This is a genomic window from Tabrizicola sp. (genome assembly GCF_034366665.1).
Taxonomy (GTDB): domain Bacteria; phylum Pseudomonadota; class Alphaproteobacteria; order Rhodobacterales; family Rhodobacteraceae; genus Tabrizicola.
This window is the reverse complement of record NZ_JAXMMF010000057.1, coordinates 14,440-29,469: the sequence shown is the minus strand read 5'-3', so window position 1 is coordinate 29,469 and position 15,030 is coordinate 14,440. Positions and strand designations below refer to the sequence as shown.

Annotated in this window: 16 protein-coding genes; 5 read left to right on the top strand and 11 right to left on the bottom strand. The window is 66.1% G+C overall.

Translation table 11 applies throughout. The features are described from left to right. Positions 1–13: 13 nt before the first annotated feature. Both U1E69_RS07730 and U1E69_RS07725 read right to left on the bottom strand, forming a co-directional pair. On the bottom strand, positions 14–313 hold the full coding sequence (locus tag U1E69_RS07730) for a hypothetical protein (RefSeq protein WP_322243778.1): 300 nt from the start codon (positions 311–313) through the stop codon (positions 14–16). A 139-nt stretch (positions 314–452) separates the two neighbouring features. Next, positions 453–806 (bottom strand): helix-turn-helix transcriptional regulator, encoded by a 354-nt coding sequence (locus tag U1E69_RS07725; RefSeq protein WP_322243777.1) that lies wholly within the window; start codon positions 804–806, stop codon positions 453–455. 172 nt (positions 807–978) lie between these two features. Here U1E69_RS07725 and U1E69_RS07720 point away from each other — a divergent pair, with 172 nt between their 5' ends. Genes U1E69_RS07720 through U1E69_RS07700 form a run of 5 tightly spaced genes read left to right on the top strand, consistent with a single transcriptional unit; the run spans position 979 to position 4,874 of the window. Beyond that, positions 979–1,191 carry a twin-arginine translocase TatA/TatE family subunit gene (locus tag U1E69_RS07720; protein ID WP_322243776.1) on the top strand — a complete coding sequence of 71 codons (213 nt, stop codon included), beginning with the start codon at positions 979–981 and terminating at the stop codon, positions 1,189–1,191. A 28-nt stretch (positions 1,192–1,219) separates the two neighbouring features. Continuing rightward, positions 1,220–1,801: a Sec-independent protein translocase protein TatB gene (gene tatB, locus U1E69_RS07715; protein ID WP_322243775.1), complete on the top strand. Its 582-nt coding sequence runs from the start codon at positions 1,220–1,222 to the stop codon at positions 1,799–1,801. Beyond that, a complete protein-coding gene (gene tatC, locus U1E69_RS07710; protein ID WP_322243774.1) occupies positions 1,798–2,712 on the top strand; it encodes a twin-arginine translocase subunit TatC in 915 nt (304 codons plus the stop codon). The genes tatB and tatC overlap by 4 nt, the downstream gene beginning before the upstream one ends. After that, entirely contained in the window at positions 2,709–3,548 is an 840-nt protein-coding gene (locus U1E69_RS07705; protein ID WP_322243773.1) for an ATP-binding protein, read from the top strand. The genes tatC and U1E69_RS07705 overlap by 4 nt, the downstream gene beginning before the upstream one ends. A 51-nt stretch (positions 3,549–3,599) precedes the next feature. Continuing rightward, a complete protein-coding gene (locus tag U1E69_RS07700) occupies positions 3,600–4,874 on the top strand; it encodes a hemolysin family protein (protein ID WP_322243772.1) in 1,275 nt (424 codons plus the stop codon). 87 nt (positions 4,875–4,961) lie between these two features. Here the strand turns inward: U1E69_RS07700 and U1E69_RS07695 are convergent, their stop codons facing one another. From U1E69_RS07695 to U1E69_RS07655, 9 genes are all read right to left on the bottom strand, one after another. Further along, positions 4,962–6,092: a M23 family metallopeptidase gene (locus U1E69_RS07695; protein ID WP_322243771.1), complete on the bottom strand. Its 1,131-nt coding sequence runs from the start codon at positions 6,090–6,092 to the stop codon at positions 4,962–4,964. A gap of 91 nt (positions 6,093–6,183) precedes the next feature. Further along, the gene (locus U1E69_RS07690) at positions 6,184–6,852 is read right to left on the bottom strand and encodes a protein-L-isoaspartate(D-aspartate) O-methyltransferase (RefSeq protein ID WP_322243770.1); all 669 of its coding nucleotides are present in this window, start codon (positions 6,850–6,852) and stop codon (positions 6,184–6,186) included. Then, complete coding sequence (gene surE, locus U1E69_RS07685; RefSeq protein ID WP_322243769.1) at positions 6,849–7,634, bottom strand: 5'/3'-nucleotidase SurE; 786 nt, start codon at positions 7,632–7,634, stop codon at positions 6,849–6,851. The genes U1E69_RS07690 and surE overlap by 4 nt, the downstream gene beginning before the upstream one ends. A 163-nt stretch (positions 7,635–7,797) precedes the next feature. Then, entirely contained in the window at positions 7,798–8,466 is a 669-nt protein-coding gene (locus U1E69_RS07680; protein ID WP_322243768.1) for a YiiX/YebB-like N1pC/P60 family cysteine hydrolase, read from the bottom strand. A gap of 152 nt (positions 8,467–8,618) precedes the next feature. Continuing rightward, complete coding sequence (iolB, locus tag U1E69_RS07675) at positions 8,619–9,425, bottom strand: 5-deoxy-glucuronate isomerase (RefSeq protein ID WP_322243767.1); 807 nt, start codon at positions 9,423–9,425, stop codon at positions 8,619–8,621. 9 nt (positions 9,426–9,434) lie between these two features. Beyond that, positions 9,435–10,343, bottom strand: a complete 909-nt coding sequence (iolE, locus tag U1E69_RS07670) for a myo-inosose-2 dehydratase (protein WP_322243766.1) — start codon at positions 10,341–10,343, stop codon at positions 9,435–9,437. A gap of 10 nt (positions 10,344–10,353) precedes the next feature. Further along, a complete protein-coding gene (gene iolD, locus U1E69_RS07665) occupies positions 10,354–12,180 on the bottom strand; it encodes a 3D-(3,5/4)-trihydroxycyclohexane-1,2-dione acylhydrolase (decyclizing) (protein ID WP_322243765.1) in 1,827 nt (608 codons plus the stop codon). Next, positions 12,177–14,084: a bifunctional 5-dehydro-2-deoxygluconokinase/5-dehydro-2-deoxyphosphogluconate aldolase gene (locus U1E69_RS07660; protein ID WP_322243764.1), complete on the bottom strand. Its 1,908-nt coding sequence runs from the start codon at positions 14,082–14,084 to the stop codon at positions 12,177–12,179. The genes iolD and U1E69_RS07660 overlap by 4 nt, the downstream gene beginning before the upstream one ends. A gap of 79 nt (positions 14,085–14,163) precedes the next feature. Then, positions 14,164–15,000 carry a MurR/RpiR family transcriptional regulator gene (locus tag U1E69_RS07655; RefSeq protein WP_322243763.1) on the bottom strand — a complete coding sequence of 279 codons (837 nt, stop codon included), beginning with the start codon at positions 14,998–15,000 and terminating at the stop codon, positions 14,164–14,166. Positions 15,001–15,030: the final 30 nt, after the last annotated feature.

Genomic DNA, 15,030 nt, shown 5'->3' with positions numbered 1-15,030 from the left:
GGTGAGCCAGGGATCAGTCCAGCGTCAAGGCAAGCCGCTCGTGCCGCAACCGGGCCGACGGCCCATCGATCAAGGCCATGAAGGGCGCGAAGACGGGGTCGGCCATCACGGCCTGAGCGGCGGCCTCGGCCTGAGCCAGCGTCTCCCAGGTCACCGCGTCGGTCCAGTGGCCGTCCGGCCCCCATGACAGACGACGCGAGACAAAGCCGGGCTGGTGACGGATCAGCGCTGCGGTGCCGTGGGCGGCGGCCAGAAAGGCAGCTTCGGTCGTGCCGGGAACAAGGGTGAAGGTCACATATTCGATCACACGCATCGGGAACTCCTTGGGTTGCGATGCGAGGGGAATGGCAGGGGGCAACTGACAAGGGTCTGTCAGCAACAGTCGGGCCGGGCTAAATTTCTTGAGTAAGAAATTTGTCAAAATCCTTCCTTAAGGATTTTGGGTCCCCAGCTTACCCCTCTGTCTCGATCCCCGATTGCGGCAGGAGGGTCGCCACCTTGTAGAGCAGGCTCCGCGCCGCCTTGGCCCGCGGGTTCCCCTCCTGGCCCACGTGACGCAGCCCCTCGACCAGCGCCTCCAGCTCTTCGGGCGTCAGCATTGTCGGCGGCAGCATCAGGGGCGAGCGCAGGATGTAGCCCAGCCCCCGTTCGCCCTCGACCGGCAGCCCGGTCGCGGCCAGCATCTCCATGTCGCGCCAGATCGTGCGGGTCGAGACCCCGAGTCGCGCGGCCAGTTCCGAGGCCGTGTGCAGCCGCCCGTCGCGCAGGGATTGGACGATGTCGTACAGCCGGGCATCGCGTTTCATGGGGTTTCCAGGCGTAGGGTGGGCAATATTGCCCACCTTACTGACAAAATACTGTCAGTTGACTGCTTTGCGCAAGCCGCTTGGGTCTTGGAAGCGACGGCGCGAGGGGCGTAATCAGGGTCCAGAGACAAGACATGGTCCCGACCGGGGGCCGCAAACGGAGGTTTTTTCCATGTTCAACAACATCGGTCTGCCGGGACTTCTGCTGATCGCGGTCGTGGTTCTTGTGCTGTTCGGCAAGGGCAAGGTGTCCAGCCTGATGGGCGAAGTCGGCAAGGGCATCACCGCCTTCAAGAAGGGCGTCGGCGACGGCAATGCCGAGATCGAGGCCCAGAAGGCCGCCGAAGCCAAGGACGTCACCCCGGCCGACAAGGAAAAGGTCTGATCCTCGGGATCGGTCAAGGTAACGCAAGATGGAACTCAGCTGGTCCGAGCTACTGATCGTGGGCCTTGTCGCGCTGATCGTGATCGGCCCCAAGGATCTGCCCGGCATGTTCCGCGAGCTGGGACGCTTTACCGCGAAGATCCGCTCGATGGGACGCGAATTCAGCCGCGCGATGGAGCAGGCCGCGAAGGACTCGGGCGTCAAGGACGTGGCGGAAGAGCTGAGGAAGGTGACCTCGCCCAAGGCGATGGGGCTTGAGGCGGTGAAATCCGCTGCCGACAAGTTCGAAAAATGGGACCCGATGAAGAACCCCGCGGTGCCCACCAAGCCTCTGACCCCGCCGCCGATGCCCGCCGCGGTCACTCCGGCTGTTGCGGCAGCGCCAACCGCTGAAGCGGCGGCTGCGCCCGCACCTGCGGCAATGACGGCCGCGCCAGTCGGCCCTGCCACAGCGGCGCTTTACGAACAGAAGGCGGCGCGCAAGGCGGTGCTGGACGAAGCCTCAGCCAAGCTGCGGTCGCTGTCCCAGCCCGAGGCCGCCATGGCGACGCCTCGGGCACCGGGCCGCCGCCGCAAGAAGCCGGACAGCCCGGCCGGGGACGCAGAATGACCGCCAAGGATGACATCGAGGACAGCTCGGCCCCCCTGGTCGAGCACCTGATCGAGCTGCGCAACCGGATCATATGGGCTGTTGGAGCCTTCCTCGTCGGCATGATCCTGTGCTTCGTCGTGGCCGAGCCGATTCTGGACTTCATGTTGAAGCCGATCGAGAAGGCGATGCGCGACCTTGGCAATCCGAACCCGGTGATGCAATACACCGCGCCGCAGGAATACTTCTTCACCCTCGTCCATATCTCGGTCGTGGCCGGTCTGATGGTCAGCTTCCCGGTCATCGCCTACCAGCTGTGGCGCTTTGTGGCGCCGGGCCTTTACCGCAGCGAAAAGCAGGCCTTCCTGCCGTTCCTGATCGCCTCGCCGGTCCTGTTCTTCATCGGAGCGGCCTTTGCGCATTACGTGGTCACGCCCATTGCGATGACCTTCTTCCTGGGGTTCGCAGATGCCTTTTCGGTCGTGACCGCGCTTCTGCCGGGCATTTCCTCGGGCACAGGGGCCGAGGCCATCGTGCCCGCTGCACCAAGCGAGGGGATCGAGATCGTCTTCCAGGGCAAGGTGAACGAGACTCTGGACATCAGTCTCAAGCTGATCATGGCGTTCGGGCTGTGCTTCCAGCTGCCGGTCCTGCTGACGCTGATGGGCAAGGCGGGATTGGCGACGTCGGCCGGGCTGGCCAACATGCGGCGCTATGCGATCGTGATCATCCTGCTGGTCGCGGCGGTGGTGACCCCGCCCGACGTGATGAGCCAGATGATCCTCTTCTTCGCAGTCTACCCGCTTTACGAACTGTCGATCTTCCTGATCCGCCGGATCGAGAAGCGTCGCGAGGCAGAACTGCGGGCCGAGGGCCTTTGGGACGATGAAACCGAAGATAAAGCCGAGGACCTGCCGGAGCCCAAGGCGTGACCGATCCTCTTGACCGGATCGCGGCGGCGCTGGAGCGACTTGCCCCGGCGCCGATGCCCGCCCCGGATTTCACCGCCGAGGCGTTCGTCTGGCACACCGCGCCCGACCGGCTTGAACCGGTGGCCCATGTCAGCCGGGTGGACCTGTCGCTGCTGGTCGGGGTGAACCGCTCCCGCGACACGCTTCTGGAGAACACCCGACACTTTGCGGCCGGGCTGCCTGCAAACAACGCTCTTTTGTGGGGCGCACGGGGGATGGGGAAATCAAGCCTTGTGAAGGCGGTCCACGCCCAGGTCCGGGCCGAAGGCCATGACCTGAAGATCGTGGAACTTTCCCGCGAGGACCTGCCATCGGTCCAGCGCCTGCTGTCGCATCTGCGCGCGGCACCCTATCAGTTCCTGCTTTTCTGCGACGACCTGTCGTTCAGCCATGACGACCAGCACTACAAGTCGCTGAAAGCGGTTCTGGATGGCGGGATCGAAGGACGGCCCGAGAATGTGCTGTTCTACGCCACCTCCAACCGCCGCCACCTGATGCCCCGCGACATGATCGAGAACGAACGCTCGACCGCGATCAACCCGGGCGAGGCTGTGGAGGAGAAGGTCTCGCTTTCGGACCGCTTCGGGCTTTGGCTTGGCTTCCATCCCTGCAGCCAGGACGATTACCTGGAGATGATCCGCGGCTATTGCGCGGCGCATGGGGTGCAGGTGCCGGAAGACCGCCTGCATGCCGAGGCCATCGAATGGCAGGCGACGCGGGGTGGGCGGTCGGGCCGGGTGGCCTGGCAGTTCTTCTGCGACCTTGCGGCGCGCGAAGGGGTGCGCCTCCGCCTGTGATCTGCCTTGGTCCTTGCTTAAGGCGGCGTCCGGCCTTACCCCGATAGGACCATGCTTACAGAACTTCTGGTCATTCTGGCCCTCATCATTCTGAACGGCGTCCTTGCGATGTCGGAACTTGCCATAGTCAGCGCGCGGCCAGGGCGGCTGAAGACGCTGGAAGCGAAAAGCCGCGGTGCGCGGATGGCGCTGCGTCTGGCCGAGCATCCCGGGCGGTTCCTGTCGACGGTGCAGATCGGCATCACCGCGGTCGGCGTCCTGTCAGGGGCCTTGTCCGGGGCGACGCTGGGCCTGCGGCTGCAGGTCTGGTTGGTGGCGCAGGGTGTGCCGGCCGACTGGGCCGCGACGCTGGGTGTCGGCGGCGTGGTCGTGGCGATCACCTATGTCAGCCTGATCGTGGGCGAACTGGTGCCCAAGCAGATCGCGCTGCGCGACCCCGAGGCGGTCGCCATCCGCATGGCCCCGGCGATGACCTTCCTGTCGGTGATCGGCGCGCCGCTGGTCTGGTTTCTGGACAAGTCGGGCAAGCTTCTGCTCTGGCTGCTGGGTCAGCGCGGGACCAGCGAAAACCGGGTGACCGAGGAAGAGGTCCACGTCCTTCTGGCCGAAGCCCATGAAGGCGGCGTGCTGGAAACCGAAGAGCGCGAGATGATCACCGGCGTCATGCGCCTGTCGGACCGAACCGCCCGCGCGCTGATGACCCCGCGGCACGAGGTCGAGATGCTGCCGCTGGACGCCACCGGTTCCGAGGCCGTGGCCGCGATCCGCAAGATCGCTCGCCCCCGTATGCCCGTCGCCAATGCCGAGGGTGAGGTCGTGGGCATCGTCCTTTTGACCGAGGCGTTCCAGGTCGTCTCCCGCCGCGAGACCGTGTCGATCAAGGCGCTGGTGCATGAGGTCCCGGTCGTCTCGGACCGGACCGAGGCACTGGATGTGCTGGAAATCCTGCAAAAGACGGAACACCACTTCGCGCTGGTCTACGACGAATACGGCCACTTCGAGGGCATCCTGACCACCGGCGACGTGCTTGAGGCCATCACCGGTGCCGTTGCCTCGTCCGAAGCGGATGAGCCCGCGATGGTCGAACGCGCCGACGGCAGCTTCCTGGTTGCGGGCTGGATGCCGGTCGACGAGTTTTGCGACCGCCTTGGCCTGCCGCGCGACCTTGCGGGGGAATATGATACCGTGGCGGGGCTGGTCCTGCACCAGATGGGCCAGATCCCCGACCTTGGCGCCACGGTCACCGCCGAAGGCTACCGGTTCGAGGTGATCGACCTTGACGGCCGGCGCATCGACAAGGTGCTGGTGGGTCGGATCAACGACTGACACCGGCCCCTCGTCGTTTGCCTTCGTCTCCTCCTCGGCGGGTGACCGTGCCCGAGAACGGCGTTCAATCGATCGACGAGACGCCCGCTACTGCAGGTATCCCATCGGATCAAAGCTTTGCTTCGAGGTGTTGCGCACCTCGAAGTGCACGAAGGCCGGATCGCCGGGCGCGACCTTGCCGATCTCCTGGCCCCGCTTTACCTTGTCGCCCTTCTTCACCACCATCCCGTTCACGCCGACATAGACCGTCAACAGGTCCCCGGCATGGCGAATGATGACGATGCCCTTGCCGGTGGTGTCCGCGGAAATCACCGTCACTGTGCCCGCATCCGCCGCCTTCACCGAACTGCCCGCTGCGGCAGCAATGTCGATGCCCTGGTTCTTCTTGGCGTCATAGCCGCGGATGATCTTGCCCGAAACCGGCATCGTCATCTTGGACGACGTGGTCTTTTCCGCCCCAAGGTCGGGCGAGGGCGGCGTGGCCTTCGGCTTTGTGGCGGCAGCCTCCGTCGCCTCGTCCGGCAGCGGCTTCTTGGCCGAGGGCGGCTCGGGCGTCGGCGATCCGGCCCCAGGCGGGGTCGGCACGGGTTCGGGGTTCGGCGCCGCGGCAGTGGCGATCGGGATGATCAGCGTCTGACCCTCGCGCACGGCCATGTCCGCGCCCAGCTGGTTCCAGTCAGCCAGGGCCTTGGCCGAGACGTTGTAGGTCCGCGCGATGGTGAACGCCGTCTCGCCCCGGGCGACGCGGTGGGTCAGGGGCTGGCCCGACACCGGCTTCGACGCGGCGGGAGAGCTGGCAACCGGCGTCGGCCCGGCCTCGTCCAGCGCGGTGGTGGCATTCGAGGTGATGTCCACACCCCCGCCCGACGGCAGGGCCGATCCGCCGATGACCGCCGGCTGCGGCGCGGCTGCGACCCGCTTCGGCAGCAAAAGCATCTCGCCCTCACGCAGGGGGTCGGTCGGGCGCAGGGCGTTGCTGCGCGCCAGCTCTTCCGGGTTCATGCCCAGGCGGCCGGCCATGCTGGCAACAGTTTCGCCGCGCCGGGCGGTGGCCATCTGGTAGTCGGGGTAAGAGATGATTCCGTTGCCATCCGGCAAGGGGGCCGCCGCTGTCGCGGCGCGCGCCGCTTCCGAAGTGTCGCCACGCCCGGACCGCAGGTCCCAGTCAAGGTTCCCGGTGTCCATGCATCCCGCCAGCGCCAGCGCGCTTGCGCCCATGACCAGGGTTGCGCGAAGTCTGCCCGTCTTTGCCATGTGGTCCCGCCTGATGATCGCCTGTCCGGGTTGACCCGGTTTCTGGGGCCGCAGTCTACTCGGACCCGAGCCCTTCGACCAGTGGGACAAAGCGCACTGGGCGAAGTTCTTCGTAATCAAAACCGCTTTGGGTCCGCGTGACCTTGATCAGCGCCTGCACGGCGTCGGATTGGCCCACCGGAACAACCATGATCCCGCCCGGTTTCAGCTGCTGCAGAAGCGGGCCGGGAGGGTCCTCTGCCGCCGCCGTCACGATGATCCGGTCGAAGGGGGCCTGGTCTGGCAGCCCGTGCGACCCGTCGGCCGTGATCGGTGTGATGTTCACCAGATCAAGCTGGCGGAACAGCTCGCCCGCTTCCCGGACAAGGCGTCGGTAGCGGTCGACCGTGTAGACCCGCCGCGCCAGCTGCGACAGGATCGCGGCCTGGTAGCCCGATCCGGTGCCCACCTCCAGCACCGTGTCGCGCGGGCTGACCTGCAGCGCCTGGGTCATCAGGCCCACCACGGAGGGCTGGCTGATCGTCTGGCCGCAGGCGATGGGCAGGGGCATGTCCTCATAGGCGCGGTCGGCAAAGACGTTGCGGACAAAAAGTCCGCGGTCGATCTTCTCCATCGCGGTCAGGACGCGGGCATCGGTCACACCGCGCGAGCGGAGGGCAAAGAGAAAGCGCATCTTGCGTTCGGCAAGCTCGGAGGCGGGAATGTCCTCCGGTCCTTCGGTCATGCCAGGCTCGTCTGCAGATCGGCCAGAAGGTCATGCGCCGTCAGGTCGGCCCGCATGGGCGTGATCGAGATGTAGCCGTCCAGGTTCACCGCCGCGTCGCTGCCGGGCAGGGTGGGCGTGTGCTGGTGCCCGCCCTTGATCCACAGGAACTTCCGGCCCGAGGGCGACATATGCGGCTCGACGCTGAACGCGGTGTCGCGGCGAAAGCCCTGGGCGGCCACCATCATGCCCTTCGTGGTGGCGGCGGGCAGGGGCGGGAAGTTGACGTTGTAGAAGCTGCGGTAATCGCCCGTGGTCCAGATGCCCTTGTCCAGAAGCGCGCGGACGACGCCCGCGCCATGCACCCGCGCGCTTTCGAACGGATCGACCAGCTTGGCATTGTCCGGGCCAAAGAACTGCGACAGCGCGATGGCCGGGACGCCCTGCAGTGCGGCTTCCATCGCGCCGCCGATGGTGCCGGAATAAAGCACGTTCTCGGCCGCGTTGTTGCCCCGGTTGACGCCCGACAGCACCAGGTCGGGCTTGGCGCCATCCAGCACGTCGTAAATCGCCGCCAGCACGCAGTCGGCAGGCGAGCCTTCGGCGGCGAAGCGGCGTTGCCCCAGTTCCGCGATCATCATCGGGTGGGTGTAGCTGATGCAATGCCCGACACCCGATTGTTCGAAGGCCGGGGCGACGGTCCAGACCTCGCCCTTCGGCCCGGCGATCTCGGTGGCGATCTGGGTCAGAACCTCAAGCCCCGGCGCGTTGATGCCGTCGTCGTTGGTGATCAGGATGCGCATGTTCGGAGGTTCCTTCGGGCTTTCCCCTGATTAGACGAGGCGGGGGGGCGCTTCAAGGCAAAGGCTGCGGAAAGCCGGGCCGCTCGTCGATGACTTCGTCACTCCTCGCTGGTCGGGCCGCCCGCGAGGAGGAGACGAAGTCGAACGAGGAGCAGCCCCGGACTCAGTCCCCGAAGCTTGAGTAGACCTCTTTCAGCCGCCCGTCCTCGGCCACCGCCTGCGGGGTGACCAGCGGCTCGTCCCGGATCAGGGCAAGGCAGGCGTCTGCGTCTTCCGCCTGACCGTCCGCGCAGGCGGGATGGGTCTGCCAGCGCTCCTCGATCAGCACGCGCACTGCGGCGCTGTCCAGGTTCAACGCGCCCAGGGTCTGAACCCGGCCAAGCTCTGCGCCGATGCCGTCGCGGAAGGCAATGTGGACCAGTTCGCTGCAATAGAGCGTCTCTTCCGAGCGGTAGAAGTAGGGGTCATAGCCCTTGCCGAAATGGCTGCGGGCGGCCTTGGTCACGGCCTGCGCCTGATCGTCGGTAAGGTCCTGCATCCGGTAGATCGCCACGTCGCCGCCTTCGCCCTGGTCCACCCAGTCCTGCAGAGGCGTGGCGCGGGTGGTTCGCACGGCCTCCAGCACCACCGGGTTGCCGTCGTCGTCGAAGTCCACGATGCCAACATGGGTAAAGGGGCTGTCCGTGGCCAGCAGGATCGCCAGCGACTGGGCGGAACGCGAGTTCTGGAAGATCACATCGCTGCGCTTCAACGGGGGCAGGTCCTCGGCCCCGGCGGAGAGGGCGAGGGCAAGTGCCGGCAGGAGAGTCGAAGAAAACCAAAGTCTCGTCATGGCACACCCCCGCACCGTTACCCGTTCAGGCTAGCGCGGCACCGGGCGGCGGCCAAGGTCTTGTATGCGGAACAGGCTTAAGCCTTCCTGACCAGCCACAACCAACCCTTTGAAAGACTGTGCCCCGCTTCGCTGTCCAAGCGGGGGGCAGTTCAAGCGTCGCGCCTGGCGATCCAGTCGTGGTCGGGATCGTTCTTGAACCGCCACTTCCGGATCGGCCCGGCCATCACGTTCAGATAATACATCTCATACCCGTAGGGCGCCCCGCAGGGGTGGTGGCCTTTGGGGACCAGAACGACATCGTGGGACTTCACCGCCATCGTCTCGTCCAGCGTCCCATCCTCGGTATAGACCCGCTGGATGCCGAAGCCCTGGCCGGGGTTCAGCCGGTGATAGTAGGTCTCTTCCAGGTAGGTCATGTTCGGGAAGTCGTCCTCGTCATGCCGGTGGCTGGGGTAGGACGACCAATGCCCGGCCGGGGTGAAGACCTCGGTCACGAGCAGGCTGTCGGCCACGTCCAGCGCCTCCATAGCGATGTTGTTGACGTGGCGGGTGTTGGTCCCCTTCCCGCGCGGGGTCAGAGTGATCCCCTCCGGCCCCAGACGGCGGGCCGGGTGGTTCCCCTTGCCGGGGGCCTTGCAGACCCCGATGGTGCAGGCGGTGGTGGCGGTGGCTTTCCACTGGCTCCTGTTCGGGACGTACAGGCAATGCGGCGGCGTCTTCTCGAAGACATCCATCCGCGCGCCCATCTCGCCCCAGTCCTGGCCCGCGGCCTGAACCATCGCCTTGCCTTCGACGATCACCAGGATCACCTCGGTCGCGCCGGTCATCTCCTCGGCCACGTCGCCCGGTTCCAGCCGGTAGAGCGTGAAGCCGACATAGCCCCAGCCCGCGGTTTCCGGGGTGATGTCATGCACCTTGCCGCGGGTGCCGGTCGGGTGGCGGAGGAGGACGGGCATGGGGTTACCTCAGGGGCGCGAGTTGTCGATGGTCAGGCCCGCCTTGGCGCAGACCTGCAGGATGTGTTCGTAGCCGAGCTTCGAATACTCATACGGAGGCGCCTTGGCCGGGTCCTGCTCGGCCTCGACCACGATCCAGCCATTGTAGTCCATCGCCTTCAGCTTGTCGGCCACGGCCTGGAAATCGATGCAGCCGTCGCCCGGCACGGTGAAGGCCCCGGCGATCACGGCGTCCAGGAAGCTGCGGTTGTTCGCGCGCACATCCGCCACGACGTCGGGCCGGATGTCCTTGAAATGGACATGGTGGACGCGATCCGCCCAGGTGTTCAGGACCCGCATCACGTCCGCCCCGCCGAACAACAGATGCCCGGTGTCGAACAGCAGCTTCACATCGGGGGTGGAGCCCTCCATCAGCGCGTTCACGTCGTCCTCGGATTCGATGAACGATCCCATGTGGTGATGATAGGCCAAGGTCACGCCCTGGTCCGCCATCCACTTCGCCAGCTCTGACAGCTTCGCGCCATAGGCCCGCACGTCGGCGGCGGAGAACTTGGGTCGGTTGTTCACCGGCACCGCAATGTTGCCCTGCACGGTGTTGGAACATTCCGCATAGACGATGCAAGGGGCCTTCAGGGCGGCAAACTGTTCGACCTGCTGGCGCACGGCCTCGATTTCGGTCTTCACGTCATTTGTGAGGAGATTGCCGGAACACCAACCACCACAAAGGAAAAGTCCGCTTGCGGTCAGGTAGCGGCCCAGGCCATCGGTGTCCGACGGCATCCGGCGGCCGCGTTCCACGCCGGTATAGCCGATCTCGCGCGCCTCGCTTAACGCCTGCTCCATCGTGTAGGCGGCGGTCAGGTCCGGCAGGTCGTCGTTCTGCCAGCTGATGGGGGAAATCCCGATCTTCACGCTCATTCTTCGTTCCTCAGTTGAGAAGCCATTGGGCCTTGGTGCCCGCTTCGTATGCCTTGCGCGCCTCGGTCACTTCGGCGCGGTCCGAGACCTCGGGGACAGCGACGTCCCACCAGGTGCCACCCGCGCCGGTGCCGGGCATCGGATCGGTGTCGATCACGATCACCGTGGGGATGGTCGCGGTCTTCGCCTTCTGCATCTCGGCTTCGAGGTCCTCAATGCTGGCCACCTTGACCGCGTTCGCCCCCATGGCCCGCGCATGGGCGACGAAATCAAGGTTCGCCTCGTTCACATGATAGCTGTCGCGGAGAAGGTTATTGAACGGCGCGCCCCCCGTAGCCACCTGCAGCCGGTTGATGCAGCCGTAGCCGCGGTTGTCGGTCAGGACCACGGTGAAGGGGATGCCCATCATCACAGCGGTCGCGAGTTCGCTGTTCGCCATCATGTAGCTGCCGTCACCGATCATGCAGATCACGTCTCGCTGGGGGAGGGCCATCTTGATCCCCATCGCCCCCGCGATCTCATACCCCATGCAGGAGAAACCGTACTCCATGTGATAGCCGCCCTGCGCCGCCCGCCAGAGGACATGCAGCGCGCCGGGCATGGTGCCAGCGGCGCACATGATGAGGCTTTGCTTACCCGCGTTCCTGTCCACGGCGCCGATCACCTGCGCGTCGGTCGGGAGTTCGTTCGTCTTGGGGGCGGCGAAAAGGGCGTCGGTGGTCTGGAACCACTTGGTCCGGGCAGAGAAGTCGGGATCGGCGAAACGGTGTTTGCCAAGGGCGGCGCTGATCTTTTCCAGCGCGACCTTCGCATCTGAGACAAGCGGCTGTGCCGCGCGTTTGTGGGCGTCGTAGCCGTGGATGTTGATCGACAGCAGCTTGCGGCCGGGGGCGGAGAACACCGTCCACGACCCGGTGGTAAAGTCCTGGAACCTAGTGCCCACGCCAATGACGAGGTCGGCCCTCGCGGCCAGTTCATTGCCGCAGCCGGTGCCGGTGACGCCGGGCGAGCCGAAGTGGAGGGGTTCCTCCCAATCCACCGCACCTTTCCCGGCCTGTGTTTCGACCAGCGGGATACTGTGGGTCTTGGCGAAGTTCAGAAGCACCTGTTCCGCGCCGGAATAAAGCACGCCGCCCCCCGCAACGATCAGCGGGGTCTTCGCGGCGCGGATGCAAGCGACGGCGGCCTCCAACTCGCGCTGGTCGGGTTCGGGGCGGCGGATGTACCAGGTGCGCGGTTCGAAGAACTCCACCGGGTAGTCGTAGGCCTCGGCCTGGGTGTCCTGGCAGAAGGCCAGACAGACCGGGCCGCAGTTCGCGGGGTCGGTCATCACGCGAAGGGCGCGGGGCAGGGCGGTCAGGATATGCTCGGGGCGGCTGATCCGGTCGAAGTAGCGGACGACGGGGCGGAAGCAGTCGTTGGCGCTGACCGTGGCGTCGTCGAAATCCTCGATCTGTTGCAGCACCGGGTCGGGCGCGCGGTTGGCGAAGACGTCGCCTGGGATGAACAACACCGGCAGGCGGTTCACATGCGCCAGCGCTGCCGCCGTCACCATGTTCGTAGCCCCGGGGCCGATGGAGGAGGTCACGGCCATCGCCTTCCGGCGGTGGTTCGCCTTGGCATAGGCGATGGCGGCATGGGCCATCGTCTGTTCGTTTTGGCCGCGCCAGGTGGGCAGGGTGTCCTTGTGGGCATGCAGCGCCTCACCCAGGCCAGCGACGTTGCCGTGGCCGAAGATCGCCCAGACGCCTTCGATGAAACGACCACCGTCCTCGGAGGATTGCAGGGACAGCCAGCGGATCATGGCTTGTGCGGCAGTCAGGCGAATCGTGGTCATGCTTTTGCTCCTTCGCGCACCTTGTCCCATAGTGTGGCAAGGCGGGCATAGCGGTCGGACATCTGGGCGACGGCTTCGGCGTCGGTCATCTGGCCTTGCAGCCAGCCACGCGCGGCATCGCCAAAGATCGTGCGACCGATGGCAAAGCCTTTCACCAAGGGCTGCTTTGCCGCAAGGGCCAGCGAGGCCGCAAGGTCGGCTTCCGAGGCGTCCAGGCCCAGGACGACGACACCGCGCACATGGGGGTCATTCGCCGTGATCGCAGCGCAGGCATTGGCCCAGGCAGCGTCGGTGGTGAAGGGTTCCAGCTTCCACCAATCGGGGTAGACGCCAAGGTCATAGAACCGCTGGATGATCTGTGCGCTGGTGTCGTCGGTGACGGGGCCGACCTTCGACGGGATGATCTCCAACAGCATCTCGAGCCGGTTGCGGCGGCAGGCATGGAACAGGCGGCGGACGGTGTCCTCTTGCGCGGCCTTGGTCGCAGCGTCGTCGTCGGGGTGGGTGAAGCACAGGACCTTGACCACGTGTTCCAGCGGCCATTCCTGCAACCCGCCGAAGTCCGGGCCAAGCTCGGGCTCAAGCGTCAGTGGGCGCGAGCCGGGCCATTCGACGGGGCGCCCGATCCAGAGGCCGGTGCCGGCCGCCTGGAACAGCGCATCCCGGCCAAGGCGGCTGTCGCACAGGATGCCATAGCCGGGCTGGCCATTGGCAACCTGCAGCGCGGCCTGCAAACACAACTCCTTGAACGCGCCGATCTTTGCGGGCGTGGCACCCTCCATCTGTTCCAGCTGCATCCGGTGGTCGAAGGCAAAGACGCGCATCGTCGACCAGTCCTTGTGGCGGTTGGTCGCCCAGTGGACCTGCTCCAGCGCCGGGTCCTTGCGCAGCGCCTTTTCAACGACCCCACGGTTCAGGAAGAACTGCAGCTCCTCCCAGGATGGATAGGCCGGGGTGCAGCCGTGGCGGCTCACGGCGAAGGCCCCGCAGGCATTGGCGTATTTCAGTGCGATGGGCCAGGGCTCGCCGTCCAGCCAACCTTTCAGGAGGCCCGACATGAACCCGTCGCCCGCGCCAAGGACGTTGAAGACCTCGATCGGGAAGCCGGGGCCGGATTCCCCGTCGTCCAACGAATCCGGGACCGCGCCGGTGAAGGCGACCGCCCCCATCGGCCCGCGCTTGCAGACGAGGGTGGCCTTCGACACGGCCCGCACGGCGCGCAAGGCGGCGATGGTGTCGGTGGTGCCGCCGGCGATGTGGAACTCTTCCTCGGTGCCGACGATCAGATCGAAGAAATGCAGCGTCGATTGCAGCTTGGCGGTGACATTGGCGGATTCGATGAACCGGCTTTCGCCGTCACCATGCCCCGCAAGGCCCCAGAGGTTCGGGCGGTAGTCGATGTCCAGCGCGGTCTGCAGCCCGTGCTTGCGGGCAAAGCGCAGCGCCTTGAGCACGGCCGCCTCGGTCCGCGGGTGGGACAGGTGGGTGCCGGTCGCGACGACGGACCGGGCCGCAGCGATGAAGTCCTCGTCGATATCGTCTTCGCACAGCGCCATGTCGGCGCAGTTTTCGCGGTAGAAGATCAGCGGGAACTGCTTGTCGTCGCGGATGCCCAGAAGGACGAGTGCCGTCAGACGCTCCGGGTCTGTCTTGACCCCGCGCACGTCGACGCCTTCCTTGGCCAGCTCCTCGCGGATGAAGCGGCCCATGTGTTCGTTGCCGACCCGGGTGATCAATGCGGACTTCAGCCCCAGCCGCGCCGTCCCGGCGGCCATGTTGGTGGGGGAACCCCCGATGTATTTCTGGAACGAGCCCATGTCCTCCAGCCGCCCGCCGACCTGCGCGCCGTACAGGTCGACCGACGAGCGGCCGATGGTGATCACGTCAAGGGGCTTGGGGGACATCGCAAGGCTCCGGTCTGCGCGGGCGACTCATGGTGCCAGCGATGGAACGGATATTCCATTTATCCGAGTCGGGGAAGAGCTAAGTTTCACGCCGGGCCGCAACGGCGACGGCCAGCGCAAGCGCCAGGGCAATCACTGCCGACAGCGAGCGAAACGCGCCAAAGTCGATTTCTGTGACGGTCAGGATCGTGTCGGCGACCCCGGCCAGCTGGCTTGCGGGCGGGTCGGTCAGCGCCACGACCGGCAACCCGCGATCCCGCGCCTGCGAGACGAGGGCGAGCGTCTCCTCGGAATAGGGCGCAAAGGTGATCGCCAGCAGGGCGTCGCCCGGCTGCAGGGTGGACCGGTGCCCAAGCCCCGCAACCCCGTCGTGCAGGACGGCCGGCACCCCCAGCTTGTCGAAGACATAGGCAAGATAGGACGCGACTGGAAACGACCGCCGGAAGCCCGCAAGATGGATCGTTCGTGCCTGGGATAGGGTCGCAACAGCCTGATTTAATGCGGTTTCGTTCAGATCGCGCGCCAAGGCCTCGATCGACTGGCGCCCCGCTTCCACGAATTCGGCGACCAGCGTCGCGGGCTGGCCGGCCCCGCCCGCCTTCAGGTTCGCCAGCCGCGTTGCGTAGTCAGGGGTCGCAACGGACAGGGCCTGGCGGAACAGGCGCTGCATTTCGGCATATCCGGTGAAACCCATGATCTGGCAAAAGCGCATCACCGCCGAGGGTGGCACGCCCGCCCCCTGGGCCACCTGCGCGACCGTGGACAGCGCGATGCGGTCCAGGTGCGTCGCTACATGGTCGGCACATTGCTGCAAGCGGCGCGGCAACTGGCCATTCAGCGCATGAAGCCGGTCGCGGAACTCCTCGACCGTCTGGGGCGGGACCCGGGGTTCGGGCGGGGCTTCACCTCTGGGCATGGTCGCTTCACCGGCTGCTCATGGCCGCAG

Coding starts and splice junctions, on each gene's coding strand:
- U1E69_RS07730 (WP_322243778.1), bottom strand. CDS start 313: ATGCGTGTGATCGAATATGTGACCTTCACCCTTGTTCCCGGCACGACC.
- U1E69_RS07725 (WP_322243777.1), bottom strand. CDS start 806: ATGAAACGCGATGCCCGGCTGTACGACATCGTCCAATCCCTGCGCGAC.
- U1E69_RS07720 (WP_322243776.1), top strand. CDS start 979: ATGTTCAACAACATCGGTCTGCCGGGACTTCTGCTGATCGCGGTCGTG.
- tatB (WP_322243775.1), top strand. CDS start 1,220: ATGGAACTCAGCTGGTCCGAGCTACTGATCGTGGGCCTTGTCGCGCTG.
- tatC (WP_322243774.1), top strand. CDS start 1,798: ATGACCGCCAAGGATGACATCGAGGACAGCTCGGCCCCCCTGGTCGAG.
- U1E69_RS07700 (WP_322243772.1), top strand. CDS start 3,600: ATGCTTACAGAACTTCTGGTCATTCTGGCCCTCATCATTCTGAACGGC.
- U1E69_RS07695 (WP_322243771.1), bottom strand. CDS start 6,092: ATGGGCGCAAGCGCGCTGGCGCTGGCGGGATGCATGGACACCGGGAAC.
- U1E69_RS07690 (WP_322243770.1), bottom strand. CDS start 6,852: ATGACCGAAGGACCGGAGGACATTCCCGCCTCCGAGCTTGCCGAACGC.
- surE (WP_322243769.1), bottom strand. CDS start 7,634: ATGCGCATCCTGATCACCAACGACGACGGCATCAACGCGCCGGGGCTT.
- U1E69_RS07680 (WP_322243768.1), bottom strand. CDS start 8,466: ATGACGAGACTTTGGTTTTCTTCGACTCTCCTGCCGGCACTTGCCCTC.
- iolB (WP_322243767.1), bottom strand. CDS start 9,425: ATGCCCGTCCTCCTCCGCCACCCGACCGGCACCCGCGGCAAGGTGCAT.
- iolE (WP_322243766.1), bottom strand. CDS start 10,343: ATGAGCGTGAAGATCGGGATTTCCCCCATCAGCTGGCAGAACGACGAC.
- iolD (WP_322243765.1), bottom strand. CDS start 12,180: ATGACCACGATTCGCCTGACTGCCGCACAAGCCATGATCCGCTGGCTG.
- U1E69_RS07660 (WP_322243764.1), bottom strand. CDS start 14,084: ATGTCCCCCAAGCCCCTTGACGTGATCACCATCGGCCGCTCGTCGGTC.
- U1E69_RS07655 (WP_322243763.1), bottom strand. CDS start 15,000: ATGCCCAGAGGTGAAGCCCCGCCCGAACCCCGGGTCCCGCCCCAGACG.